We start from the raw sequence: 24,198 nt of genomic DNA, 5'->3' as shown, positions 1-24,198 counted from the left end.
CGTTAACGTAGGTCTCGAAAGGGAAAGGGAAAGGGAAAGGGAAAGGGAAAGGGAAAGGGAAAGGGAAAGGGAAAATTAACGGGGGAGAACAAATAAAAGTAAAGCCGGCGAAGGCACCGGCTTTACTGAAACGCTTAGAATGCCGATGTGTCTTGGAATAGACCGACTTTTAAATCTTTAGCGACGTAAATCTCTTTATCATCGACAAAGACATGGCCATCACCAACACCCATTACCAGTTTGCGATTAATTACACGCTTCATATGAATCTCATAACGAACGCGTTTAGCAGTAGGGAGAACTTGGCCTGTGAATTTTACTTCGCCAACCCCGAGGGCTCGGCCTTTGCCTTCGCCACCGATCCAGCCTAAGAAAAAGCCAACTAGCTGCCACATCGCATCCAAACCCAGACAACCAGGCATAACAGGGTCACCAGGGAAATGACAATCGAAAAACCATAGATCGGGATTGATATCCAATTCAGCGACAATTATGCCTTTATCAAAGTCACCGCCTTGATCGGTAATGTTGGTGATACGGTCCATCATCAACATGTTAGGGGCAGGAAGCTGTGGACGTCCTGGACCAAAAAGCTCACCTTGGCTCGATGCGAGTAGATCATCGCGATTATAGGAATTTTGGCGTTTCATTATATCTAAACTGCTCCTTATTCAATTGCGAGCAGTTTAGCGTACACGTGTACGCCAAACAACTCGGATCAGTACTGGCCAAACCAGTTTTTTACGCGTTTAAACAAACTGTTGCAGCTTTGTTTTTCATCAGTATGAAAATGATTTATTCGATTAGATATTTTTCTTAGTAATGTCTCGTCCTCTTCTCCTGAGAATGGGAGACCCGTCACAAGAGGTAGAGCCTGCTCGACATCATCTACCGCCCAAATATGAAACTGTCCGGCTTTAATGGCTTCAACGACATCATTGCGTAAACAAAGGGATGATAGATTCGTTTTCGGCAACACCACACCTTGCTGGCCAGTTAATCCTCGGTGTGCGCAAACTTGATAGTATCCCTCAATTTTTTCGTTGATTCCGCCAACGGCCTGAACGCGGCCAAATTGATCGACGGCTCCCGTTATCGCAATGGCTTGATTAATCGGTTGTTGAGAAAGGGCGCTGACAAAAGCACACAGTTCGGCCAATGACGCACTGTCTCCATCGACCTCGCTATAAGATTGCTCAAACACAATGGATGCCGAGTAAGGCAAGGGATCATCAAGATTTAGGGCCACGCTCACAAAGGCTTGCATAATCATCATTCCTTTGGCGTGAATATTGCCGGCTAATTCCGCTTTGCGCTCAACATCGGCAATATCACCGTCGCCAGAGTGAACCACACATGATATCCGAGCTGGCTCGCCGTAGCTCAATGGATGACCGGGCACCTCAATCACAGTGAGACCATTGATTTGACCAATATGTTCACCGCGAGTATCAATAAAAACTTGTCCTTTGTGTATGTCTTCAATGGCACGCTCTGGCAAATACGCAGCTCGCTGATAACGGCGCGTAATGGCCGCATCAATCGCATTGCCGTCTAATACCTCATCGACCGTCATCAGTGATTCAGCCAATAATTGATGATACCAAATAGGACAAAGTGGCATACGTAACTGATCTTCACTTTCTCGTGCACCCGCTTGGAGTAAACGCACCAGCGCGGAGTCGGAGACACTTAAAGCGGTCAGTGTGGTGACAATACCTTTTAACCAAGAAAAGTAGGGCGTGATATTACTTGCGTTGAGCTCAATATCTTGTTCATACTCAGCATAAGCAGATAAGCCATCGTAAAGGTCAGGCTCGTTGGTTTCAAAATCGGCCAGCCACTGCCTATCGCCAACCAATACCAGTCGAACATCAAGGCTTTCATCGGGCAATTCGGTTATTTGATCGGGACGCGCTGTTTGCCAAGCCAGATTACCTGTCGACAAAAATTGCTTCAGACGCACCCAAACACGAGGTTGTTGCAAAATATCGGCAACTTTTAAAATTAAAACGCCACCGTTGGCTTGATGGAGTAAGCCCAATTTTTTTTGTGACGCTGTCACATTTTTATTACTATCATAAGCAAACCCGAATAGCGTCGATTCTGTAACGGCTTCACCAATTAAAACAGCCGAACTCGGGCATTTTGCGACTAGCTCATCCCGATATGCATTAAGATAGTGTGGAAGATCAGCAGACATGACGGTCAGGCAACGTGTCGGGCACGAAGATGACATCAACCACTGCAGAGCCTGGGTTAAACGTGACTGCAGAGACAGTAGCGTGGCGGCCTCTAAATACTCAAACTGTGCGATGTCTGGGGAAAACTGAGAATAATGTGGTTTGGCATCACGCCAATCAACTTCATGCATGTCTATGATTACTGACTAAGATTAGAATGGTTAAAGCATAAAGGATAACACACTACGGTAATAAAATGGCGCCATAACGAAGGGATAAATAACCAACGGGTAGGGTGCGTATCTAGGTGTGTGATAATTGAACAGGCAGCGAGTTAGTGTTACGCTGTCACTCATTGGCGTGACTGAAGCTTGGCATATGAAATATCAACAACTCGAAAACCTTGAAGCAGGCTGGAAATGGGCCTATTTGGTAAAAAAATGGAAAGATGGTGACGCTGTCACAAAATACATCGACGCAGACGATGCAAATACTGCCGTTAATGCGTTGCTGGCCCTTGAGCATGAACCCACGCGAGTTGAACAGTGGATTGACAAGCACATGGCGCCATCATTAGATAAAAAACTCAAACAAGCCATTCGTGCCAAGCGAAAACGCCACTTTAATGCTGAGCAAGAGCAAACGCGTAAAAAGTCGATCGATTTAGACTATCGCGTATGGGAAAAGCTGTCGCAAAAGGCCCATGAGCTTGATGCGACCTTGTCTGACACGATTGAATATTTGTTGTCTGAGGCTAACCGCTCAGAAAGTGCCAATAAGCAAGTGGATACGCTAAAGCAAGATCTTAGCAACTTGCTGGATATGTAAAACCTTTTATCAATAAGTGAGCATGCAGTATGGGCTACTTTTTACTGATTTCTTTTGCCATATTTCTCGCATTTATGTTGATCGACCGGCCATTGCTGGTGATAGCGTTTAAGGATGGCCAATTAGTGCGTCATAAAGGCAAAGTACCGAAAGGTTTTTTACATGATTGCCAAGATATCGCTAAACGTCATCCGTTTACGGGGACAGTAAAGGTATATAGCAATCGGTTTAAGCCCGCAAAAGTCGTGCTGTCGCGCAGTATTGATCATCGTACTCAGCAACGAATTAAAAATGTGTTCCCGCATCAGTCATTTAAATAATCACAATGCACACATTGAGCATCGAGGCGATACGGCGTGAATGGCTCAAACCAGACATGACTAAATGACTCATTTACACTCCCAACATCAGTGCGCATTATATAGATTATGTTAAATATAGTATTAGATAAGGTTTCTATGTGGGGTCATGCTATCGCGCACTGCTCTTTTTGGTTGCCATTGAACGTAATTAGCTATTTACCATAAAATAGCTAATTACTACTTCCTTTAATCGTCATTATTCCAACACGTTTGGTCTAATTCGATTCAACTCAGCGATAATTAGTGATCAGAAAGCGTTAACGGCTGATGCGTGTAAAGCACCGCACTCAGACTCGCTGCTCGCACTGGCTTAGTGACAAAGTCGTTCATGCCAGCCCGAACACAGCGTTGCTTGTCCTCGTCCATGGCATTGGCAGTTAAAGCAATAATCGGCTGCTTAAAGCCAGATGCGCGTAACGCTTTTGTCGCAGCAATGCCATCCATGACTGGCATCGACATATCCATTAAAACAATATCAAATTCAGTCTGCTTTACATGCTCTAGCGCTTCTTCGCCGTTTGATGCAAGCACCACAGTGTGGCCTTGCTTTTCTAACATCAAACGCACAACCATCTGATTGGCGCGGCTATCTTCAGCGACTAAAATCACCATAGGTTGCACATTGCCTGCCGGTATCGCCGGCGTTGGCTGATGTTTTTCGGCATCTTGTGGGGTCGCAACAATGGGCAAGCGAACACAAAAGTCTGTGCCCTGGCCAAGCTCACTGTCCACATCGATACGTCCACCCATCATCTCAACCAGTTTTTTACAGATGGATAAACCAAGGCCTGTTCCACCAAACCGACGAGTAATGCTGCCGTCTGCTTGGGTAAAGGGATCGAAAATGCGTCCAATCTGGCTTTCATCAATGCCAATTCCCGTGTCTTTTACCCTCAGGATCAGTACATCACCATCCGTATTAAGTGACACTGTCACACCGCCTTGATCGGTAAACTTTAATGCGTTGGCTATTAGGTTAAGTAAAATCTGAGTAAAGCGATTCTCATCCATATAAAGCGTATCAGGGACAGAGGGAGACACTGATGCGGATAAATAGATACGTTTTTTATCGGCACGTTCAATGAGCTGTTGATAAACGTTAGTGACACAGTCACTTGGCTTCATTAAGGAGGGAGAGAGGGAAAAACGATTTGACTCAATTTTAGATAAATCAAGCACATCACTGATTAATGTCAATAGCAGTTGAGCGGATTTATCCATCTGCCCTACCCACTCTTTTTGCTCTAAGGTTAGCCGCGAATGTTGTAGTGCATCAATCAAGCCCAATACCGCATTTAGCGGCGTTCGTATTTCGTGGCTCATTACAGCAAGAAACTGTGATTTGGCGTTATTGGCCAGTTCAGCCTGACGACGCGCTTGTTGCAGCTCGACCACGCGACGCTTGGTGGCGGTAATATCTTTGGCGGTGCCGCGATAGCCTGACAATTGCCCTTTTTTATTGTAGCAAGGTCGGCCAGAGAGGCTTACCCAGTAGTCATGCGCACGAGATGCAATATGCCACTCAATGTCACTAAAAGATTCTTCGCGGGATATAAGCTGTTCAAGCCGTGCTTTTAATTCTTTATCTGATTTTATTTTCGCCAGCAATGCCTCGGCATCAATATGGATATCTGTATTAGGCGAAGATAGATACGTGAGCTGAAACGCATTATCAAGCTCCCAAAACCAGTCACTTGCTGTTTGTGCAAAATCCTGGAAGCGTTGACGACTAGCATTAAGCTCCTGGGTTCGGCTACTGACAAGCGCATGCAAGCGGTGTCGATAGTCGATATCCATAATGGTCCGCTCGATCAATGGACGAAATCGATCGACGACCTGCTGAGCTTCGTTATTGAACGAATCACGACGATGTGAAAATAAAATCAGCATGACTTCGCTGTCATTGACCGTTAAGCCGCTGATCAGTGCTGTACCTTGAAGATAACTGGCATATTGATGGGTTAAGCAGTGAAGCTCTTTGATCATGCCTGGCTTATAAATAGCAACCGTCTCTCCTTTTACACAACGGTGAAACACGTCCCCTGTTTGCCACGTTACCGTTTCTAGCAATCGCTCCGTAGACACTAAACAGCGAAACGCATCTTCCGTTTCACGATTGCGACTCAGCGCGACCGCACTATCAAAATTCACATAGCGATGAATAACGTCGAGCAATGACGCAAAGATATCTGTCTTCGATGTGGCTTCTGTCATAGCAGAAATGGCAGACAGAATTGCATCGTTCTCTTCTCTTAACCGTTTTTCTCTGGCCTCAACGCGGCTGAGTTCAAATAAGGTTTCTTGCAACGATTCAGAGTCTGAACGTTCAGAAGCCGATAAGCGTTTCGACATCTTGATTAATCCTTATGAAATAGCACAGCCGAGATCATTAAGTTACCGTGAGATAACTCTCCCCCTTTAAAGAGACCTTGCTCGCCAAACGTAAAGGGGCATACAAAAGGAGCGTTATACAAGGCCGTATTGATATTATCAGCCACTTGGTCGAGGCGATCTTTTACATGCAACATGCATCCAGCGCAGTAGATCGCTAATCCACCCAGAGGCTCAGGCTGACACAGTGCATGATCATTTGCTGACTCCACTACTCGACTGGCTCGCGAAATGAGCCCCTCGCTGGTTCCCGACATAAAATAGACAGTTTGGCCAACCTCAAGCTGAGAAAATAACTCCATATGACCTTGCGCATTAATAAATGTCGGATGCGACAATGTGTAGTATGGCAAACCATGTATTGTGCCGGTTTGAGTGCCTAGCGGATAAAGCGTAGATTGAGAGAAAAGCGAATCTGTAGGATCAAGAGTCAATCCAGTTTCTGACTCGTACCAGCGTTTATACACTTCGGCAGCAGGTTGATGATTTAAGCTCACCAATGCGCGACCACGCACATCCGTCACCGTCGCATGCCTTTGAGTCGGTGCATAGCCAGAATGGAACGAGTAACTGACCCGAGCTGAGGGATAAAAAACGCTGATCGCGATGCCGGACGTTGCTGTTTGCTTATGATCGAAAATAGCCCAGTTTCCACCGACTGTTTCTGCCGCGGCCGAACCACCGATGACGGGAACAGATACGCCTAGCTCTTCTCGGATTGCCGATAAGGTTGCCTCTTCTTCACCAGGCGTGCTGTGCAACGCAATCAATTTGGGTAACTCGCCGCATCGCCCACTTTCTTCAATCGCTTGAGTCAGTGCCATACGCGCCGAGTCGCGCACATGGCGGTGTGCTTGATGGGAGACCAAGGCTGAGCCATAACTCCCTTTATCATCACTGCATGCCCAGATAGCTGCCGCAGGACCGCTGGTACATCCATTTTGGGTCATCACGCCATAACACGTAGAACAGCCGATGAGTGGTACGCCCGGAAAAAGACGATATAAGGTACGTTGAAGCGCTTGAACGTCATAATGCTCAGTAAAGTAGATCATCAAAAGCTTAGGCGTACTGATACGCGTTTTGATGGTGCGCGCCAATGCATAGGCGGCTTGTACTGCGTCATCAGCTTGAGTTCGTGCCGTTGCTATCTTCATGTCACCGTTACGTTGATAGGAATATGAGTGTATGACAGTGCTAATGATACATGTATCAAGCGATCAATTCATTGTTCTCGGTGGCTGAAATAGATTCTAAACTGACGTATCCTATACGCCCTTTATATCAATTGAGCGTTGAACATGGATTGTCGACCCGTTGCGCTATTGGGTGGCGCGAGCACTTTAGGCGCCACGATTGCTTATCAACTTGCCGCTCAAGGCTATACCCCCATTATTATCGATCACAATCAGGCCTCTGCACTTGATATCGTTGCTCATGAACCTAGAGTTCGATTTAAATCAGTTCCGGCGCTTACCGTCGACGCTCTTACCGCTGCCTTATCGCAAAGTGTATCTCAACTTGCACCGCTAACTGGCGTAGTTCAGGTTGCCAAAGACGGTGAACGGTACATGCGACTGTTGGGGTATCCAGTTTTAGATCAATTTTGTCAAGCTGACGCGGCTTGTGTCATGATTTCTCCACATGGGGGGCTAATAAAGCCCCGTCTCGATGACATACCGGACACAAACTTCTTGCAACGGATTAACAGTGTCACTTTCTGGTTGGATCACAATTTTRACAGTGGTGATGAAACATTATCAGTGCGTGAAAAGTGCGAAGTTTTATCACCACTGGTTTGCTTTCTTTTAGGGGAAGAATCAAAACGCATTAATAATCAAGTTTTTAGCGTTAAACTGTAACTGTGTAAATATAAAAACCACCATAAATAAGCATTTTCTTTAGTAATAAAGCACTGCATCGATAAATACGATATAAACCGCACTTATTTATCCTTTTTCTGGGTAATTAAATTTAAATTGATACCGATCAAAGACAACGTTAAATATACCCATATCGGTAGGGAGATCGTGACGAGACCATTGCCAATTAGTCCGGTATCCTTCCCCTTCTTGAACCTGTTTTATGCTTAGCTCAGGTGATTGCTTCCCCTTTTGATCCCAGTACGCGGAGTGAGGTTTACTCTCTGAAACTAAAGAAAAATATATAGTGTCAGTCTTCCTTATCCATTCATACGTGACTTTTTCTTGAGATTGTGATGTGCCACAAAAACCAGTCGCATCCTTACAATCTATAATTGTCAGTCCTGGCGTATAAATGACCGTGCGCCAAAAGAAGGCGATCACTAAAAGTGTAAGCATAACGATAATTTGCGCTAATCGCCCGCGAGTGAGTTTTTCTGCTGCCATGTGTGGCCTTCTCCATGTTACAGAGGTCAAAGTTTTATCAGAAAGGGAGGTAAGCCTCACGAAGTGTGTGGGTTAGCCCCTGTTTTTTAACCAGTATCTACAGTATGATTCTGGTCGAAAATGCCATTTTTACAAAGAAATAGCAACGGAGTGTATAAAGCGGTTAAAAACCGTACGCAGCCGAGCGATTTAGTAAAAAAGGTATGTTAATAGACGAAGCGGAGGCTTCGTCCGTATCAAACGTGAGTGTAGTTAACCAAAAGTGGAAGCATGCAATATGAGCCAAGTTAAGCAGCTTGAACAAGACTACAACTACCGCGTTGTCCGCCAATTTACTCTAACAACCATTTTGTGGGGTATTGTGGGCATGGCGGTAGGTGTACTTATTGCCGCTCAGTTAGTGTGGCCTGCACTGAACTTTGATGTTCCGTATTTGACGTACAGCCGTTTGCGTCCACTGCATACTAACGCAGTGATTTTCGCATTCGGCACCAGTGCGCTGTTTGCAACGTCGTATTATGTTGCACAACGTACTTGTCAAACACGGTTATTCGGAGGGAAGTTAGCAGAGTTCACCTTCTGGGGTTGGCAAGCCATTATCCTTTCAGCAGCTATTTCGTTGCCAATGGGATACACCACCTCCAAAGAGTACGCTGAACTAGAGTGGCCAATCGATATCGCCATTGCGGTGGTATGGGTGGCATACGCTATCGTGTTCTTTGGCACATTAATTAAGCGTAAAACCTCGCATATTTACGTTGCGAACTGGTTCTTCGGTGCCTTTATTTTGACCATTGCTGTCTTGCATATCGTTAACAGCATGGCAATCCCAGTTTCACCGATGAAGTCTTACTCCATTTATGCCGGTGCAGTCGATGCAATGGTACAGTGGTGGTATGGACATAATGCGGTCGGGTTTCTATTGACAGCTGGCTTCCTGGGTATGATGTATTATTTCGTTCCCAAGCAAGCTGGTCGTCCTGTTTATTCTTACCGTTTGTCTATTGTCCACTTCTGGGCGCTGATCTCTCTGTATATCTGGGCGGGACCTCACCACCTTCATTATACGGCTTTGCCTGACTGGACTCAGTCGCTGGGTATGGTGATGTCGCTGATCTTATTTGCGCCTTCTTGGGGCGGTATGATTAACGGTATTATGACCCTCTCTGGCGCATGGCATAAACTACGTTATGACCCGATTCTGCGTTTCTTAATCGTGTCCCTGTCCTTCTATGGTATGTCGACGTTTGAAGGGCCGATGATGTCAATCAAAACGGTGAATGCGCTATCGCACTATACCGATTGGACGATTGGCCACGTACACTCTGGTGCGCTCGGCTGGGTTGCGATGGTGTCAATCGGCTCTATCTACCACTTGATTCCAAAACTGTTTGGTCAAGAGCGTATGTACTCCGTTTCACTGGTAAACGTACACTTCTGGCTAGCCACCATTGGTACCGTACTTTACATCGTCGCGATGTGGATTTCTGGTGTCATGCAAGGCTTGATGTGGCGCGCAGTGAATACGGATGGCACATTGACGTACAGCTTTGTGGAGTCATTAGAAGCCTCCTACCCGTTCTATTTTGTCCGCTTTATCGGTGGTGCAATTTTCCTATCAGGCATGTTCTTGATGGCTTACAACGCATATAAAACGATTCGTGCGCCGGAAGCTAGCTTGAAATCGCTTGAGCCTGCGGTGTAAGGAGGACGATTAAATGAGTTCAAATCGCCACGAGATAGTAGAAAAAAACACAGGCTTGCTCGCGATCTTAATCATTGTCGCCATTAGTTTTGGCGCCTTAGTGGAAATCACACCACTGATTTATCAAGAGCAAACCACTGAACCGGTTGATAACCTTCGTCCGTATACAGCCTTAGAGATGGAAGGACGTGATATTTACATCCGTGAAGGCTGTAATGTTTGTCACAGCCAAATGGTTCGTCCATTCCGGGCCGAAACTGAGCGCTATGGTCACTACGGCGTTGCAGGTGAAAGCGTGTGGGAGCATCCATTCTTATGGGGTTCTAAACGTACAGGTCCTGATCTCTCCCGTGTTGGGGATCGGTATTCTGACGAATGGCACCGCGTTCACTTGATTAACCCACGTGACGTCGTGCCTGAATCGAATATGCCTGGTTTCCCATGGCTAGCAGAAAATACGCTAGACGGAGAGACAACGGCTGCGAAGCTTGAAGTGTTCCGCGATCAATTTGGTGTGCCATACACCGATGAAGATATTAAGAACGCAGAAGCCGCGGTTAAAGGCAAAACGGAGATAGAAGCGTTGATTGCTTATCTTCAGTCACTAGGTCACGCAATGAAGTAATAAGGAGGGCCTATGGATATCGGCACCTTTCATAGTATTTGGACCGTGGTCCTATTTGTTAGCTTCATTGGGATCGTTGTTTGGGCTTATAGCAAACGTCGCAAAAAACACTTTGATGAAGCGGCTAACCTGATTTTCGACGAAGAAGAAAAGGGTCAGGATAAGCCCAATAACAAGACAGGAGATAATCGCTAATGAGTACGTTTTGGAGTATCTTCGTAACAGTCATCGTACTCGGCACGATTGCTGGCTGTGCTGCCCTTATCATTTGGACGACCAAAGATAAAATGGGCGTCGCAGAGGGCGATGACATGGGTCACGACTACGATGGTATTCGTGAGCTGAATAACCCACTTCCCAAGTGGTGGTCATACATGTTTTGGGCCACATTGGTATTTGGTTTGGGGTACCTCATCCTTTACCCGGGGTTAGGTAACTTTGCTGGTGTATTAGGTTGGAAGAGCTCTTACCAAAATGTTAGCAACGTTGATGAATCACGCGAGTTAATGGCGAAGGCACAAGAAGCTCAGCACATTAACCAATACGCGATGGAACTCGACGCTGCAGACAAAGTGTTTGGTGAGGCATTCCGTCAACTCGCTTATCAAGAAGATGGCAAGTCACTGCGTCCGATAACACAAATTGCGCGCAATGAAGAAGCCTTAAAGGTTGGCCAACGTTTGTTTAGCCAAAACTGTGCTGCTTGCCATGGGTCGGATGCACGAGGTCAAGCCGGCTTCCCTAACCTAACGGACGATGCTTGGCTATACGGTGGTGAACCTGAAACCATCAAAGCCACTTTGCTCCACGGCCGAAAAGGCAATATGCCAGCTTGGCTAGATACCATGGGTGAAGAGGGTGTCCAAGAAGTTGCCGCTTACGCGTTAAGTTTGTCAGGCCGTAAAGTCGACCCGCAAATGGCTGCAAAAGGTAAAACCCGATTTGTGGTATGTGCCGCTTGTCATGGAACAGATGGTAAAGGTAACCCTGCTTTCGGTGCGCCGGACTTAACCGACAACATCTGGCTATACGGTGGCTCACGTCGAGCGGTGGAACAAACCATTCGTGGTGGCCGTCAAGGTGTTATGCCCGCATGGGAAGCGCATCTTGGCGAAGAAAAAATTCAGATACTCTCTGCCTATGTATGGCGTTTGAGTAATCCTGAAGTAGAATAGAGACTTACGTATAAACTGGCCCCTGCTTGCAGGGGCTTCCTAATGCTCATCCCAAGGAGCTTCAGATGATAACCCCCTGGTACAAGCAGTTTTGGCCTTGGTTCCTTATCGCCCTACCAGCGACTGTCGTCGTCGCGAGTCTATCTACCTTTGCGTTATTTCAAAAAAATGCGGTTTCTCTTGTTGCGGAAGACTATTACAAGAAAGGAAAAGCCATTAACCTTGATTTATCGAAGTTGAAAGTCGCAGACCAACTTGGTATTTCAGCGCAACTGTCAGCGACTGAAGACGCAATTGCCATCGCACTTGATAAAGGGCAACTTGACACATTTCCGACGCTGAAAGTTCACATACAACATCGTACCTTAGAGCGTAAGGACGTGAATGTCATGGTAAACCCAAATCAAGCTGGTATTTATCATATCGATTTGGCCGAGCCTATGTTAGGCCCTTGGTTTATAGAACTGGCGTCGTTTGACAAACAGTGGAAGGTCAACGGTCGTATTAATTTCCCTCTCTCGAATACCCTGACGTTAAGCGGTAAACAATAACCATGACTACTCCCTGTTATCACTGTGGTGATCCTGTTTTAACAGGCGACACCTTCCAAGTCGTGATCTTCGATAAACCTCGCCTTATGTGTTGCCCTGGCTGCCAGGCTGTGGCAACCACTATCGTAGACAGTGGTTTGAGCTCTTATTATCAGTATCGTACCGAGAACGCGGATAAAGCAGAGTTGGTGCCAGAAGAGCTTAAATCACTGACTTTGTATGATAACCAAGATATACAACAAGAGTTTGTTCGTGATGTTGCCGATCAAAAAGAAGTCCCTCTTTCATTAGATGGCGTTTCTTGCGCGGCCTGTGCATGGCTGATTGAAAAACAATTGCAGAGAACCAAGGGGGTTACCCATATTCAAGTTAACACCACCACCAACCGTGCCCTGGTTCGTTGGGATGATAGCGAAACATCACTGAGCACAATACTCACACGCATTCATCATCTTGGGTATAAAGCAGCCCCTTTTGAAGCGGATAAGCAAGAGCAGCAATACCATCGTAATATGAAGCAATATCTCTATCGGTTAGGGATTGCTGGCCTCGCGACAATGCAGGTGATGATGTTAGCGGTGGCAATGTATTTCGAAGTGTTTGGCGATATGGATGAAACCTTTCGCAACTACTTCCGCTGGATTAGTCTTATCTTTGCCACCCCTGTTCTACTTTATTCCGCCTTACCTTTTTACACTAATGCATGGCGTAATCTAAAAGCCAGAACGCTCGGTATGGATGTCCCCGTTTCGATTGCCCTACTTTTTGCCTATTTCTCGAGCTTATACGCAACGGTAACAGGTAAAGGTGAGGTCTTTTTTGAATCGGTGGCAATGTTCACCTTCTTCTTATTGTTGGGGCGCTTTTTAGAAATGCGCGCCAGGCGTACAGCGGCAGCAGCCAGTGCCAATTTATTGAAATTGGTGCCGAAGATGGCACGTCACCTTACGGGTGAAACCGTTCCGGCCAACAGCTTAAAGGTCGATGATCACGTTCGGGTGTTACCGGGAGAGCCTTTTCCCGCCGATGGGCGAATCCTGTCAGGCAAAACATCAGTAGACGAAGCCATGTTGACCGGAGAGTCGTTGCCACAAACCAAACAAAGCGGTGATACCGTGTATGCCGGCACCATGAATGTTGAGGGCAATGTCGACATCACCGTCATTAATAACCATAAAGAATCGCTCGTCGCGCACATTGTTCGCCTACAAGATGAAGCACAGATGGCAAAGCCCAAAGTCGCTGTTTTGGCGGACCAAATTGCGCGTTATTTTGTCGCTGCTATTCTCATTATTTCTGCATCGACGTGGCTCTATTGGCACTTTTCTCGACCTGATGATGCTTTTTGGATCATGCTGTCGGTGCTCGTTGCAACCTGCCCCTGTGCGCTGTCGTTAGCGACACCTACCGCGTTGACCTGCTCGACGTCAACATTTGGTCAACTCGGCATTATGTTGCGTCGAGGACATGTCTTAGAAACGTTAACCAAAGTGAATCGATTAGTGGTCGATAAAACCGGCACATTAACCGAAGGCACCGTGCAGATCAGTACGATTGAGATCAACAGCGACACGTTGACAGAGCAACAGGTGATCAATATTGCCGCTAGCCTGGAAGCGTTCGCCAATCACCCGATAGCGAACGCATTTCAGGCTCGGGCCACGGAAAAAGTCAACGTCGGCGCTGCCGATAATCATATCGGGCAAGGCGTGAGTGGCACTATCGATAGCCAATATTGGCGCATTGGTAAAGCCAGTTTCGCGTTATCAGACGGGGCTGAAAGCTACCAATCGTATCCGGTCATACTCAGCTGCGATAACAAACCGGTCGCGGCATTCTCGCTTATCGACCCCATCCGGCCCAGTAGTGCCAGATTACTTGCCGCGTTCAAGGACGCGGGCATCCAAACGACAATGTTAACCGGCGATCAGTCACGCAATGTCAAACAAGTCGCTGATGAGCTCGGTATAGGCTCTGTTGTATCTGGCGTGTCTCCTCAAGGCAAACTGTCATATCTTCAAAGCCTTGATAGTCGTACAATTACCTTGATGATCGGCGATGGTGTAAATGATGCGCCCGTTTTAGCGGGTGCTCATTTATCCGTTGCCATGGGAGGCGGAACCGATATCGCGAAGTCATCCGCCGATATGGTACTTCTTGGTGATGATTTAGAAAAACTGCTAACTGCAAGACGTCTTGCTCAACAAACGCGACGGATCATTCGAGAAAACTTAGCCTGGGCATTGGGCTACAACGTGACCATTTTGCCTTTGGCTGCCATGGGCTTTGTCGCGCCATATGTTGCTGTGGTCGGAATGTCTGCTAGCTCCATTATTGTGGTGTCTAACTCGCTGCGCCTGCTCAATAAAAAATAAGGATAGCGTTATGGCTAGTTTGTACATCTTGATTCCGATTGCGATCATGCTGGTGTGTGTCGCCGGCGTCGTCTTTATTTGGGCGGTAAAATCCGATCAGTTTGAAGATCTTGAGCGTCAAGGCTCTTCTATTCTTTTCGATGAAGAAGAACCAGAGAAAAAGCCCACTCCTCAGTCAAATGACGCTGATAACACTGACTCTTCACATCATGACAAACGTTGATTTTATCGGTGCGTTAGGGATTGGCTTGCTCGGCGCTGGCCACTGCCTCGGTATGTGTGGCGGTGTCGCAGCGGCCATGTCCTTCGGGGTGCCTGCTGAGCGTGCCAAATGGCCCTATATTCTTTTGTACAATTTAGGCCGGATAACCTCTTATATCGTAGCGGGCACACTCATTGGGGGCGCAGTTGCCTCGTTGCTCGCGCTCTCTGACCTCACTCACCACCTTGCCGTATTGCGACTTTTTGCCGCAGTAATGATGCTATTGCTGGCCGCTTATATGGCGCAATTATGGAATGGTCTGAGTTATATTGAGCGTATCGGTAGCAAGCTCTGGCGCTATATTTCGCCTCTTTCTTCTAAGTTGATGCCGTTGCGCTCTCCCCTCTATGCCTACCCTTTTGGTGTGGTGTGGGGCTGGTTACCCTGTGGCCTTGTCTATTCAGCACTCAGTTGGGCTGCCGTTGCGGGAAGTGCGTCTGGCGGCGGATTAGTTATGCTAGGGTTTGGGCTCGGAACGCTACCGGCAATGTTAACGGTTGGCGCGTTTGCAGAACGAATTAAACCAATACTGAATAATCGTCTAGTACGCTTGACAGGTGCCATAATGTTGGCAGTTTATGGCCTCTACACCTTACAAGGTGCATTGAAACTCCTTATATAAGGTCGACCTAGCACACGATAATGGTGTAATATGTTAATTGACGTTTTCAAAATCAGGCAGGTGTATGGTGTCGAATAAGATCATCACTCGGCGGGTTCAGTCTGGTGGCTGTGCGATCCATTGTCAGGATTGTAGTATAAGCCAGCTTTGCATTCCCTTTACGTTAAATGAGCAAGAGTTGGATCAACTGGATAGCATCATTGAGCGCAAAAAACCTATTCAGAAAGGCCAAGAATTGTTCAAAGCCGGTGATAATCTTCGAGCGCTCTATGCGATACGCTCAGGAACGGTTAAAACCTATACCATCACTGAACAAGGTGATGAGCAAATTACGGCTTTCCATCTCGCAGGCGATTTAGTTGGCTTTGATGCCATTAACGATAATGAGCATCCAAGTTTTGCTCAGGCGTTAGAAACATCGATGATTTGCGAAATCCCCTACGATACGCTCGACGATTTATCTGGCAAGATGCCAAAGCTTCGTCAGCAAATCATGCGACTAATGAGCAACGAGATAAAAGGTKATCAAGACATGATCTTGCTTTTATCGAAGAAAACAGCAGAAGAGCGTTTAGCCGCTTTCCTGTATAGCCTTTCAAAACGCTTTGCACAACGTGGGTTTTCACCGCGTGAGTTTCGACTAACCATGACTCGTGGTGACATTGGTAACTATCTGGGTCTAACGGTGGAAACCATTAGTCGTCTATTAGGCCGTTTCCAAAAATCAGAGATTCTCGCGGTAAAGGGTAAATATATTACAGTGTTAGACTTAGAAGAGCTGGCACGCCTTGCTGACGAAGAGTGTTTGGTTTAAGCCTTCTTTGGGTAAATAAGTTGTTAATAAATGGCGCTTTAATGCGCCATTTCTCTTTTTTGCTATCGGAACCATGAATTATTTCGCGCTACCCGGTCAACTAGGTTAAAGTGACAGTAACCGATGCATCTGTGCAAAGGAGGCAGATATGTCCAGGTACAGCAACCTTCTCGTCGTTATTGATCCTTCCCAAGAACAACAACCCGCGTTATCACGTGCGGTCACGCTCAGCCAACGAAGTGATTCTGCGGTTAAGCTTACGCTCTTTCTCGCCATTTACGACTTTTCCTATGAAATGACCTCGATGCTTTCGTCTGATGAACGACAAGCCATGCGTCAAGGTGTCATGCACCAGCGTGAAGAATGGATGAATGAGATCATTCAGTCCCACAATGCACAAGACTGTGAGATTGAAAAAGTCGTCGTTTGGCACAACCGTCCTTACGAAGCGATTGTCGAGCGCGTACTCAGTCATCAGCATGATCTTGTCGTCAAAGCGACGCACAAGCACGACACGCTAGGTTCAGTGATTTTTACCCCAACGGACTGGCACTTACTCCGTAAATGTCCCAGCTCTGTGTTATTGGTAAAAGAGCATGGTTGGCCGGATAAAGGTAAAATTGTCGCGTCCGTTCACGTGGCTTCAGAAACAGAAACCCACGCCGAACTCAACGACAAATTAGTCGATGAAGGCAACGTGATGAGTGCGATGCTGGGCGCTGAGCTACACCTTGCGAACGCCTACCCAGCAACACCGGTGAATATTACTATTGAGCTACCTGACTTTGATCCTAGTGCTTATACCGATGCCGTCAGAGGCCACCATCTCACCGCCATGAAGGCACTGCGTCAGCGCCATCACATCGAAGAGACGCGAACCCATGTTCAAGAAGGCTTGCCAGAGGATGTCATTCCTAATATCGCACGAGAGTTAGATGCAGAGTTGGTGATCCTAGGAACAACTGGCCGCACTGGACTATCGGCTGTCTTTATCGGCAACACAGCAGAGCATATGATTGATCAGCTCGACTGCGATCTGCTTGCGATCAAGCCTGATGGATATATCAGCCCGCTCGATCCCCGAGCCAACGACTAAGTCATTGTCACCCGCCCATACAACAGGCAGTGCAACTCACCGCCTGTTGTTGGCTGTCTTGTTTATATTCATCCCGCCTTTATAGTGACTAGCATTTATAGTCAAAATCCGTATCATACCCGCCATTCATGCACACTGGCAGCTTAATGCGTTTAGACTGCCTGACAACGCGATAGTACTTATGAGCACGCAAGAGCTGAGCAAAGCACAAAAATACGGGTTTAATAAACTGCAAAAGCGCATTCGCCGGAATACAGGCCAAGCCATTGCAGATTTTAATATGATTGAAGATGGCGACCGCATTATGGTTTGCCTTTCAGGCGGCAAAGACAGCTACACCCTGCTTGATATGTTGCAAAGTCTGCAAAAAAGTGCCCCTGTCTCGTTCGAGTTAATCGCCGTTAACTTGGATCAAAAACAGCCAGGTTTCCCTGAGCACATTCTCCCCGAGTATTTAGACGAATTGGGGGTCGAATATAAGATTATCGAAGAAGATACCTACTCGATTGTTAAAGAAAAAGTGCCAGAAGGAAAAACCACGTGCTCACTGTGCTCGCGTCTGCGTCGTGGCATTCTATACCGTACGGCGAAAGAGTTAGGCGCTACCAAAATAGCGCTTGGACACCATCGTGATGATATTCTGGAAACGTTGTTTTTAAATATGTTTTACGGTGGCAAACTAAAAGGCATGCCGCCCAAGCTCGTCTCCGATAATGGCGAACACGTTGTGATTCGTCCATTGGCCTATTGTCGCGAAAAAGATATAGAACGTTATTCAGAGCAGAAAGCGTTCCCTATCATTCCTTGTAACCTGTGCGGATCTCAGCCTAACTTGCAACGCCAAGTGATCAAAGAGATGTTACAGGGCTGGGACAAACGTTACCCGGGACGCATTGAAACCATGTTCCGCGCGATGCAAAACGTGGTGCCCTCACACCTTGCCGATGCGACATTATTCGACTTTAAATCAGTCGCAGCAGGCATGGCTTATGAAGGTGATGGCGATACCGCATTTGATAAGGAAAGTTTTACTGACCCGGTGCCTGACTCAGAAGCGGTCGTTGAAGTAGACCCTGAATTATCACTCGATATTGTCAATCTCAAGGCATAAGATCACAGTGTGATTACTGAATCACAAAAGCGCTCACTGGTTTAGTGAGCGCTTTTTTCTTTCCCTAATCGTTCGAATTTAACCGCTCTTAGCGTTAACAACCTCTAAGATCAGCAAGCAGTTAACCGTTTTTCGGGAGCCAAGGTGATACTTTAATGGGTGCCTCAGGCAGAGTTAATTTAACCTCTTGCCCAAGGCCGCTAGCATCAATGATAGCTTGATGATCATCAATGGTATAATCCTGCCCTTCACTGCTGGTTATTTTCCCTGTCGCCGAGGGCGAAAAATGGATCACCACCCCCTGCGTTTTAGGCATAAACCAAGAGGCAAACATCCCACCCAGGTTTTCCATCATGGTATCCATTTGTGGTAGCCAGTCGCGAACTTGTTGGCTGGTTAGCGTCTTTCCGACCGGCTTATCCACCAACACTTGGAATGAAATATCACAATTTAGCGTTGACGGTGTTTCAACAAAGACATCGGGATTCACTTTACGCAGCTGGTTATCCAACGGCAACGGCAAAGCTTGCGAGGCAGGAATGGTAAATTCCTCATAATGCTCTTTTTTTCGCATCCAAGCTCGTGAGATGGGACAGACCTGACCAGAATCCGCTGATACCATAAAGTACGCCACACCGATATCAGGGTGACCCTCTTCGGTATTGTGCTTTAGTTGGGTAAAGAGTTTGCTATAACTAAAACGGTATGTCTCGGCACTTGCAGGGAAACTGATCATCCCCAATAGCGCCAATACACTGATTACTTTTTTCATCGATACTCCACATACGGGCTTAGCGTGGTTCAGGCATCAAATGTATCCTGGCCTGACGAGGGTGATGACGCGTTTGATTTGTCGGGATTATTCTCGCTTTTGGGTGACACGGTCACTTCGACCCCTACGCCAAACATTTCTCGGTAAATCACGCCTTTAACATTGAAAAGGAAGGGTAACGCCCAAACCAATGCAAAGCCAGCCGTGGCAAAAGAAATGAGAAATAGCACACCCACTACCGCATAAATGGTTGCCATCTGAAACAGCTTTTTGTTTACCGCGCGGAAAGACACACTCAAAGCTTTCATGGGTGTGACACGCTTCTCGCAAATTAATAACGGCGCCATGGAAAAAACCATCGCAACATAAAGGCTAAGCAGCGGAAAAATCAAACTCGCGACACTTTGCAGCGTAGCGGACAAGCAAATCACCACAGTGACGGGTAATGCGAAAGCTAACCCTTTTAGCAGATGACGAGGCTTGGAACGAAAGCCGATCGCATGGCTAAGTCCCATCAAACTTGCCCCAGCATATAAAGGTGCAATCAACACCTCTGACGTGAAGTTAGCTAGCCACACGGAGGAGATCATATCGGTGGTAAGCTCCCGTTGCCCGACAAGCGCCTCAAACAAATGCGAGGGTGCGCCCAGCAACAAAGTAAGCATTAGCATTAGAATACCAATTTGAGTCGCAAATAAGCCCAGCGCCGCGGGTAAGAAAGACCAGAAGTGTTTTAAGGTCTGCGAGAAAGCCTCTTTAATGATCTCAAACGGATCGAGGCGGTAACGGCCATTCAGTGCGGTTTCTATCGACCCGCCCATGTGTATCGCATTATCGTATTCTTGTTGACTCATAATCGTTATCTATCATGACTGATGCACACAGTATATCTGACTGTCGCCCATAGCTAAAAATCATTCTGACGAATCCGGGAAAAATAACCCAAAGTTGTCTGTGTGAGCACTGAAAAGCGTCAAGGATGCTATCCACGCCAGTCATGAAAGGAAATGCATTAAATGGGGAGAAAAATTGCTTTAACTTCGACTTGTGCGCGTCTATTATGCGCCGTCTGTTTTATGGGTACGTATGTACAAGACAATTTGCCAGGTAGAGAGAGAACGAACCATTGAATCACACCCATCTATCTCACAAACCGGTTGTCGAGCTGGCGTCATTAACCAAAAGTTTCGACGGCAAAGAAATTATTTCCCGCTTCAATTTAAGCGTGAATGACGGTGAATTTCTCACCATTCTCGGTCCTTCGGGTTGTGGTAAAACAACCGTATTACGCTTAATTGCGGGGCTTGAAGACGCTGACAGCGGCCAGGTTATCATTGACGGTCAAGATGTCACCGATTTGCCTGCCGAACAACGCAACGTCAACWCTGTGTTTCAAAGCTATGCCTTATTTCCCCACATGAGTGTGTTTGAAAACGTGGCATTTGGCTTACGTATGCAAGGTGTGAACCGCAATGAGATCGAACCGCGTGTGATGGAAGCACTGCGCATGGTGCAGCTGGACCACTATGCCTCACGCAAGCCCCACCAGTTGTCAGGCGGTCAGCAGCAGCGTATTGCGATTGCGCGTGCTGTGGTGAATAAACCAAGCGTCTTACTGCTCGACGAATCGCTCTCTGCACTCGATTATAAACTGCGTAAGCAAATGCAAATGGAGCTCAAGCAGCTTCAGCGTAAACTCGGCATTACGTTTATCTTTGTCACCCATGATCAAGAAGAAGCGTTGTCGATGTCTGACCGTATACTGGTCATGCGTGAAGGCGAAATCGAACAAGACGGCTCACCACGTGAGATCTATGAAGAGCCAAAGAACTTGTTTGTCGCCCGGTTTATTGGCGAAATCAATGTCTTTGATGCCACCGTGATTAAACGCATCGATGAAAACCGCATTTGGGCCAGTATTGAATCCCGTGAGTGCGAGGTATTCTGCAAGCTTGATGTGAAGCCTGACGATAAAGTCAAGGTATTGCTGCGCCCTGAAGACATTCGCCTACAAGAAATTAGCGATGATGCGGAGCCTAACGGTATTGTCGGCTACGTACGCGAGCGTAACTATAAAGGCATGACCCTGGATTCAGTGCTCGAGCTTCCGTCAGGGCAAACCGTGATGGTCAGTGAGTTTTTTAATGAAGACGATCCAGATGTTGACCACTCTCTGAATCAAAAAGTCACCCTGACCTGGGTAGAGAGCTGGGAGGTGGTATTGGCCGATGAAAAAGCTTAATCTTCAAACAGCCATTATTGGTTTGGTGGTCGGCTGGTTGTTGGTGTTTGTTTTTTTGCCCAACCTAATGATCATCGTCACCAGTTTTTTAACCCGCGATGACGCCAATCTTATCGAGATGACGTTCACGCTGAGTAACTACGCAAAACTTCTCGATCCTCTCTACGCTAAAGTGGTGTGGCATTCCTTCTACATGGCAGCGTTAGCGACGCTGATTTGTCTGCTTATCGGCTACCCGTTTGCCTTTATTGTTGCCAAGATGCCCAAAAAAATGCGTCCAATGATGATCTTTTTAGTCATTGTGCCATTTTGGACTAACTCATTAATCCGCACCTATGGCCTCAAAATCTTTCTGGGCACGAGAGGGTTACTCAATGAAAGCCTAATGTGGCTTGGGATCATTGAGCGCCCTATCCGTATTATGTACACCGAATATGCGGTCATGATCGGTCTCGTTTATATCTTGCTGCCGTTTATGATTCTGCCGTTGTACTCCAGCATTGAAAAACTGGACAACAGCTACTTAGAGGCGGCACGCGATCTGGGCGCCAACAAGTTACAATGCTTCTTGCGCGTGATCTTACCACTTACTACGCCAGGCATTATTGCCGGTAGTTTACTGGTGATTCTTCCAGCCCTCGGCATGTTCTACGTCTCTGACTTATTAGGTGGGGCGAAAAACCTATTGATCGGTAACGTGATTAAGAGCCAAATCCTCAATGTTCGCGATTGGCCATTTGGTTCCGCGGCCAGTATTTCTCTGACGGTGCTCATGGGGCTGCTGCTATTTGCCTATTGGCGTGTGGGGAAATGGATGAATCGTAAGGAGGCATTATCATGAATCGCTTTGTTAAAGGCAGCTTCCTCTCTTTGGTTTATGCTTTTTTATATATCCCAATTCTGATTTTGATCGTCAATTCGTTCAACGCGAGCAAGTTTGGGATGAGTTGGAAAGGCTTTACTTGGCAATGGTATGAGGAACTTGTAAATAATCATAGCCTGATGCAAGCCGCGGGGAACTCACTGACCATTGCTATTTTTTCTGCTAGTGCGGCCGCTATTATAGGTAGCTTAACCGCGGTAGCACTGTTTCGTTATCGCTTTCGCGGCAAGCAGTTTGTCAATGGTATGCTGTTCGTGGTGATGATGTCGCCCGATATCGTGATGGCTATCTCGCTGTTGGCGCTCTTTATCTTAATGGGCGCACAATTAGGATTTTTGACCTTGCTGCTGTCACACATTACTTTTTGCCTGCCGTTTGTAGTCGTAACGGTTTACAGCCGCTTAAATGGTTTTGATGTCAAAATGCTTGAAGCCGCACGTGACTTAGGCGCGAGCGAATGGGTTATTTTGACCAAAATCATCCTACCGCTTGCCGCTCCCGCGGTTGCAGCGGGTTGGTTACTAAGCTTCACCTTGTCACTGGATGATGTCATCGTCAGCTCTTTTGTCACCGGGCCAGGTTATGAAATCTTGCCGCTCAAAGTTTACTCCATGGTAAAAGTCGGCGTGTCGCCAGAAATTAACGCCCTTGCCACCATTATGCTGATTGTGTCACTCGTGCTGGTCATGTGCTCACAATGGCTAGCCAAAGATCGACTAAAATAATCCATTCCCCAGGGCAGTTGACAGGTCAGCCGCCCTCCTTTTTGTGTTACGAGGAGCTCACCATGGTTAAATGGTCCCCCTTTTTTGCGCTTACCCTGTTCGGTGCATTACTCACGTCTACCGCGACCGCCGCGAACAATGATGTTTTGTATTTCTACAATTGGTCTGAATATATCCCTAATTCGGTTATTGAAGATTTCACCGATGAAACGGGTATTGAGGTGATGTACTCCACCTATGAGTCAAACGAGACCATGTATGCCAAACTGAAAACGCATCCTGAGGGCTATGATCTTGTGGTGCCGTCAACTTACTATGTCGCTAAAATGCGTCAGCAAGGCATGCTACAAAAAATCGACAAATCGCAACTCCAGCATTTTTCAGGTCTGGATCCGGTTAACTTGAACAAACCTTTTGATCCTAACAATGATTATTCTGTGCCCTATATTTGGGGAGCGACAGGTATCGGCGTTAACACCGACTTTATGGACAAAGCCGATGTCTCGAGCTGGGCTGATTTATGGGATCCCAAATGGCAAGGCCAACTGTTGATGATGGATGATGCCAGAGAGCTATTTCATATTGCCCTGCGAAAACTCGGTTACTCTGCCAACACCACAGATCCGGAAGAAATAAAAGCGGCCTATCAGTCACTTAAAACGTTGATGCCAAATGTATTGCTCTTTAATTCTGATTTTCCGGCTAACCCGTTTTTAGCGGGCGAAGTCACCCTAGGCATGCTTTGGAATGGCAGTGCCTACATGGCGCGTCAAGAAGGCGCATCGATCGACATGGTGTGGCCAGAAGAAGGCGCAATTTTTTGGATGGATAGCCTCGCGATTCCAGCGGATGCTAAAAACGTCGATGCCGCGCATAAAATGATCGATTTTCTCTTACGTCCGGAAAACGCCGCTAAGCTTGCCCTGCAGATAGGTTATCCAACGCCAGTGAAAGCCGCCTATCCGTTATTGCCTGCCGCGTTTAAAAATAACCCGCAAATTTATCCACCACAGTCGGTGATGGCTGCCGGCGAATGGCAAAACGATGTAGGTGACGCTAACCGACTTTATGAAGATTATTTTCAACGCTTAAAAGCCGGTATGTGAT

The 24,198-nt window shown here is 46.8% G+C and carries 25 protein-coding genes; 18 read left to right on the top strand and 7 right to left on the bottom strand.

What is annotated here, in order from left to right; translation table 11 throughout:
* Window positions 1–134 precede the first annotated feature (134 nt).
* Window positions 135–653 carry a bifunctional 3-hydroxydecanoyl-ACP dehydratase/trans-2-decenoyl-ACP isomerase gene (gene fabA / locus BZG78_RS10645; RefSeq protein WP_108742866.1) on the bottom strand — a complete coding sequence of 173 codons (519 nt, stop codon included), beginning with the start codon at window positions 651–653 and terminating at the stop codon, window positions 135–137.
* A 65-nt stretch (window positions 654–718) separates the two neighbouring features.
* The gene (locus BZG78_RS10640; protein ID WP_077661184.1) at window positions 719–2,374 is read right to left on the bottom strand and encodes a Lon protease family protein; all 1,656 of its coding nucleotides are present in this window, start codon (window positions 2,372–2,374) and stop codon (window positions 719–721) included.
* A 187-nt stretch (window positions 2,375–2,561) separates the two neighbouring features.
* Between BZG78_RS10640 and matP the strand changes: the two genes are divergently transcribed.
* Window positions 2,562–3,011, top strand: coding sequence for a macrodomain Ter protein MatP (matP, locus tag BZG78_RS10635; RefSeq protein ID WP_077661183.1), 450 nt, complete (start codon window positions 2,562–2,564; stop codon window positions 3,009–3,011).
* Between the two features lie 29 nt (window positions 3,012–3,040).
* On the top strand, window positions 3,041–3,331 hold the full coding sequence (locus tag BZG78_RS10630; RefSeq protein WP_021023215.1) for a DUF3634 family protein: 291 nt from the start codon (window positions 3,041–3,043) through the stop codon (window positions 3,329–3,331).
* Between the two features lie 282 nt (window positions 3,332–3,613).
* Here the strand turns inward: BZG78_RS10630 and BZG78_RS10625 are convergent, their stop codons facing one another.
* Together BZG78_RS10625 and BZG78_RS10620 are read right to left on the bottom strand one after the other, a co-directional pair.
* Window positions 3,614–5,725 carry an ATP-binding protein gene (locus BZG78_RS10625; RefSeq protein ID WP_077661182.1) on the bottom strand — a complete coding sequence of 704 codons (2,112 nt, stop codon included), beginning with the start codon at window positions 5,723–5,725 and terminating at the stop codon, window positions 3,614–3,616.
* A gap of 5 nt (window positions 5,726–5,730) precedes the next feature.
* A complete protein-coding gene (locus BZG78_RS10620) occupies window positions 5,731–6,921 on the bottom strand; it encodes an FIST N-terminal domain-containing protein (RefSeq protein WP_077661181.1) in 1,191 nt (396 codons plus the stop codon).
* Between the two features lie 168 nt (window positions 6,922–7,089).
* Between BZG78_RS10620 and BZG78_RS10615 the strand changes: the two genes are divergently transcribed.
* Window positions 7,090–7,626 (top strand): hypothetical protein, encoded by a 537-nt coding sequence (locus BZG78_RS10615; protein WP_131826079.1) that lies wholly within the window; start codon window positions 7,090–7,092, stop codon window positions 7,624–7,626.
* 87 nt (window positions 7,627–7,713) lie between these two features.
* On the opposite strand, the gene BZG78_RS10610 is transcribed toward BZG78_RS10615, so the two are convergent.
* Window positions 7,714–8,133 (bottom strand): hypothetical protein, encoded by a 420-nt coding sequence (locus BZG78_RS10610; RefSeq protein ID WP_077661179.1) that lies wholly within the window; start codon window positions 8,131–8,133, stop codon window positions 7,714–7,716.
* A gap of 277 nt (window positions 8,134–8,410) precedes the next feature.
* On the opposite strand from BZG78_RS10610, the gene ccoN reads away from it, so the two are divergent.
* The 11 genes from ccoN (at window position 8,411) to ttcA (ending at window position 18,469) form a co-directional block, all read left to right on the top strand.
* On the top strand, window positions 8,411–9,838 hold the full coding sequence (gene ccoN / locus BZG78_RS10605) for a cytochrome-c oxidase, cbb3-type subunit I (RefSeq protein ID WP_077460527.1): 1,428 nt from the start codon (window positions 8,411–8,413) through the stop codon (window positions 9,836–9,838).
* A 13-nt stretch (window positions 9,839–9,851) separates the two neighbouring features.
* Window positions 9,852–10,463, top strand: a complete 612-nt coding sequence (ccoO, locus tag BZG78_RS10600) for a cytochrome-c oxidase, cbb3-type subunit II (protein ID WP_077460526.1) — start codon at window positions 9,852–9,854, stop codon at window positions 10,461–10,463.
* A gap of 12 nt (window positions 10,464–10,475) precedes the next feature.
* On the top strand, window positions 10,476–10,658 hold the full coding sequence (locus BZG78_RS10595) for a CcoQ/FixQ family Cbb3-type cytochrome c oxidase assembly chaperone (RefSeq protein ID WP_077460525.1): 183 nt from the start codon (window positions 10,476–10,478) through the stop codon (window positions 10,656–10,658).
* The gene (gene ccoP, locus BZG78_RS10590) at window positions 10,658–11,638 is read left to right on the top strand and encodes a cytochrome-c oxidase, cbb3-type subunit III (RefSeq protein WP_077647425.1); all 981 of its coding nucleotides are present in this window, start codon (window positions 10,658–10,660) and stop codon (window positions 11,636–11,638) included. The genes BZG78_RS10595 and ccoP overlap by 1 nt, the downstream gene beginning before the upstream one ends.
* A gap of 65 nt (window positions 11,639–11,703) precedes the next feature.
* Window positions 11,704–12,189, top strand: a complete 486-nt coding sequence (locus tag BZG78_RS10585) for a FixH family protein (protein WP_069362406.1) — start codon at window positions 11,704–11,706, stop codon at window positions 12,187–12,189.
* A gap of 2 nt (window positions 12,190–12,191) precedes the next feature.
* On the top strand, window positions 12,192–14,564 hold the full coding sequence (locus BZG78_RS10580) for a heavy metal translocating P-type ATPase (RefSeq protein WP_077661178.1): 2,373 nt from the start codon (window positions 12,192–12,194) through the stop codon (window positions 14,562–14,564).
* Between the two features lie 10 nt (window positions 14,565–14,574).
* On the top strand, window positions 14,575–14,787 hold the full coding sequence (ccoS, locus tag BZG78_RS10575) for a cbb3-type cytochrome oxidase assembly protein CcoS (RefSeq protein ID WP_077661177.1): 213 nt from the start codon (window positions 14,575–14,577) through the stop codon (window positions 14,785–14,787).
* Window positions 14,774–15,448 carry a sulfite exporter TauE/SafE family protein gene (locus tag BZG78_RS10570; RefSeq protein ID WP_077661176.1) on the top strand — a complete coding sequence of 225 codons (675 nt, stop codon included), beginning with the start codon at window positions 14,774–14,776 and terminating at the stop codon, window positions 15,446–15,448. Before ccoS ends, BZG78_RS10570 begins: the two co-directional genes overlap by 14 nt.
* A 64-nt stretch (window positions 15,449–15,512) precedes the next feature.
* The gene (locus BZG78_RS10565; protein WP_077661175.1) at window positions 15,513–16,262 is read left to right on the top strand and encodes an FNR family transcription factor; all 750 of its coding nucleotides are present in this window, start codon (window positions 15,513–15,515) and stop codon (window positions 16,260–16,262) included.
* Window positions 16,263–16,410: 148 nt separating this feature from the next.
* Entirely contained in the window at window positions 16,411–17,358 is a 948-nt protein-coding gene (gene uspE, locus BZG78_RS10560; protein WP_021023201.1) for a universal stress protein UspE, read from the top strand.
* Between the two features lie 181 nt (window positions 17,359–17,539).
* On the top strand, window positions 17,540–18,469 hold the full coding sequence (gene ttcA, locus BZG78_RS10555; protein ID WP_077661174.1) for a tRNA 2-thiocytidine(32) synthetase TtcA: 930 nt from the start codon (window positions 17,540–17,542) through the stop codon (window positions 18,467–18,469).
* A 121-nt stretch (window positions 18,470–18,590) separates the two neighbouring features.
* Here the strand turns inward: ttcA and BZG78_RS10550 are convergent, their stop codons facing one another.
* Together BZG78_RS10550 and BZG78_RS10545 are read right to left on the bottom strand one after the other, a co-directional pair.
* Window positions 18,591–19,241, bottom strand: a complete 651-nt coding sequence (locus BZG78_RS10550) for a DUF2987 domain-containing protein (protein WP_077460519.1) — start codon at window positions 19,239–19,241, stop codon at window positions 18,591–18,593.
* 29 nt (window positions 19,242–19,270) lie between these two features.
* Window positions 19,271–20,095: a hypothetical protein gene (locus BZG78_RS10545; protein ID WP_077661173.1), complete on the bottom strand. Its 825-nt coding sequence runs from the start codon at window positions 20,093–20,095 to the stop codon at window positions 19,271–19,273.
* A 272-nt stretch (window positions 20,096–20,367) separates the two neighbouring features.
* On the opposite strand from BZG78_RS10545, the gene potA reads away from it, so the two are divergent.
* From potA to BZG78_RS10525, 4 genes are all read left to right on the top strand, one after another.
* Window positions 20,368–21,483, top strand: coding sequence for a spermidine/putrescine ABC transporter ATP-binding protein PotA (potA, locus tag BZG78_RS10540; RefSeq protein ID WP_077661172.1), 1,116 nt, complete (start codon window positions 20,368–20,370; stop codon window positions 21,481–21,483).
* The gene (gene potB, locus BZG78_RS10535) at window positions 21,470–22,324 is read left to right on the top strand and encodes a spermidine/putrescine ABC transporter permease PotB (RefSeq protein WP_077661171.1); all 855 of its coding nucleotides are present in this window, start codon (window positions 21,470–21,472) and stop codon (window positions 22,322–22,324) included. The genes potA and potB overlap by 14 nt, the downstream gene beginning before the upstream one ends.
* Window positions 22,321–23,091 carry a spermidine/putrescine ABC transporter permease PotC gene (potC, locus tag BZG78_RS10530; protein WP_077460517.1) on the top strand — a complete coding sequence of 257 codons (771 nt, stop codon included), beginning with the start codon at window positions 22,321–22,323 and terminating at the stop codon, window positions 23,089–23,091. The genes potB and potC overlap by 4 nt, the downstream gene beginning before the upstream one ends.
* Window positions 23,092–23,153: 62 nt before the next feature.
* Window positions 23,154–24,197, top strand: a complete 1,044-nt coding sequence (locus tag BZG78_RS10525) for an extracellular solute-binding protein (protein WP_077661170.1) — start codon at window positions 23,154–23,156, stop codon at window positions 24,195–24,197.
* Window position 24,198: the final 1 nt, after the last annotated feature.

This window comes from Salinivibrio sp. MA351 (assembly GCF_001996065.1).
Lineage (GTDB): Bacteria > Pseudomonadota > Gammaproteobacteria > Enterobacterales > Vibrionaceae > Salinivibrio > Salinivibrio costicola.
Note: the sequence above shows the minus strand (reverse complement) of the source record. Positions and strands in the feature narration are given on the sequence as shown.

What these genes read in the sequence shown, in the direction of transcription:
- BZG78_RS10640 (WP_077661184.1), bottom strand. Translation starts at nt 2,374, where the DNA reads ATGCATGAAGTTGATTGGCGTGATGCCAAACCACATTATTCTCAGTTT.
- matP (WP_077661183.1), top strand. Translation starts at nt 2,562, where the DNA reads ATGAAATATCAACAACTCGAAAACCTTGAAGCAGGCTGGAAATGGGCC.
- BZG78_RS10630 (WP_021023215.1), top strand. Translation starts at nt 3,041, where the DNA reads ATGGGCTACTTTTTACTGATTTCTTTTGCCATATTTCTCGCATTTATG.
- BZG78_RS10625 (WP_077661182.1), bottom strand. Translation starts at nt 5,725, where the DNA reads ATGTCGAAACGCTTATCGGCTTCTGAACGTTCAGACTCTGAATCGTTG.
- BZG78_RS10620 (WP_077661181.1), bottom strand. Translation starts at nt 6,921, where the DNA reads ATGAAGATAGCAACGGCACGAACTCAAGCTGATGACGCAGTACAAGCC.
- BZG78_RS10610 (WP_077661179.1), bottom strand. Translation starts at nt 8,133, where the DNA reads ATGGCAGCAGAAAAACTCACTCGCGGGCGATTAGCGCAAATTATCGTT.
- ccoN (WP_077460527.1), top strand. Translation starts at nt 8,411, where the DNA reads ATGAGCCAAGTTAAGCAGCTTGAACAAGACTACAACTACCGCGTTGTC.
- ccoO (WP_077460526.1), top strand. Translation starts at nt 9,852, where the DNA reads ATGAGTTCAAATCGCCACGAGATAGTAGAAAAAAACACAGGCTTGCTC.
- BZG78_RS10595 (WP_077460525.1), top strand. Translation starts at nt 10,476, where the DNA reads ATGGATATCGGCACCTTTCATAGTATTTGGACCGTGGTCCTATTTGTT.
- ccoP (WP_077647425.1), top strand. Translation starts at nt 10,658, where the DNA reads ATGAGTACGTTTTGGAGTATCTTCGTAACAGTCATCGTACTCGGCACG.
- BZG78_RS10585 (WP_069362406.1), top strand. Translation starts at nt 11,704, where the DNA reads ATGATAACCCCCTGGTACAAGCAGTTTTGGCCTTGGTTCCTTATCGCC.
- BZG78_RS10580 (WP_077661178.1), top strand. Translation starts at nt 12,192, where the DNA reads ATGACTACTCCCTGTTATCACTGTGGTGATCCTGTTTTAACAGGCGAC.
- ccoS (WP_077661177.1), top strand. Translation starts at nt 14,575, where the DNA reads ATGGCTAGTTTGTACATCTTGATTCCGATTGCGATCATGCTGGTGTGT.
- BZG78_RS10570 (WP_077661176.1), top strand. Translation starts at nt 14,774, where the DNA reads ATGACAAACGTTGATTTTATCGGTGCGTTAGGGATTGGCTTGCTCGGC.
- uspE (WP_021023201.1), top strand. Translation starts at nt 16,411, where the DNA reads ATGTCCAGGTACAGCAACCTTCTCGTCGTTATTGATCCTTCCCAAGAA.
- ttcA (WP_077661174.1), top strand. Translation starts at nt 17,540, where the DNA reads ATGAGCACGCAAGAGCTGAGCAAAGCACAAAAATACGGGTTTAATAAA.
- BZG78_RS10550 (WP_077460519.1), bottom strand. Translation starts at nt 19,241, where the DNA reads ATGAAAAAAGTAATCAGTGTATTGGCGCTATTGGGGATGATCAGTTTC.
- BZG78_RS10545 (WP_077661173.1), bottom strand. Translation starts at nt 20,095, where the DNA reads ATGAGTCAACAAGAATACGATAATGCGATACACATGGGCGGGTCGATA.
- potB (WP_077661171.1), top strand. Translation starts at nt 21,470, where the DNA reads ATGAAAAAGCTTAATCTTCAAACAGCCATTATTGGTTTGGTGGTCGGC.
- potC (WP_077460517.1), top strand. Translation starts at nt 22,321, where the DNA reads ATGAATCGCTTTGTTAAAGGCAGCTTCCTCTCTTTGGTTTATGCTTTT.
- BZG78_RS10525 (WP_077661170.1), top strand. Translation starts at nt 23,154, where the DNA reads ATGGTTAAATGGTCCCCCTTTTTTGCGCTTACCCTGTTCGGTGCATTA.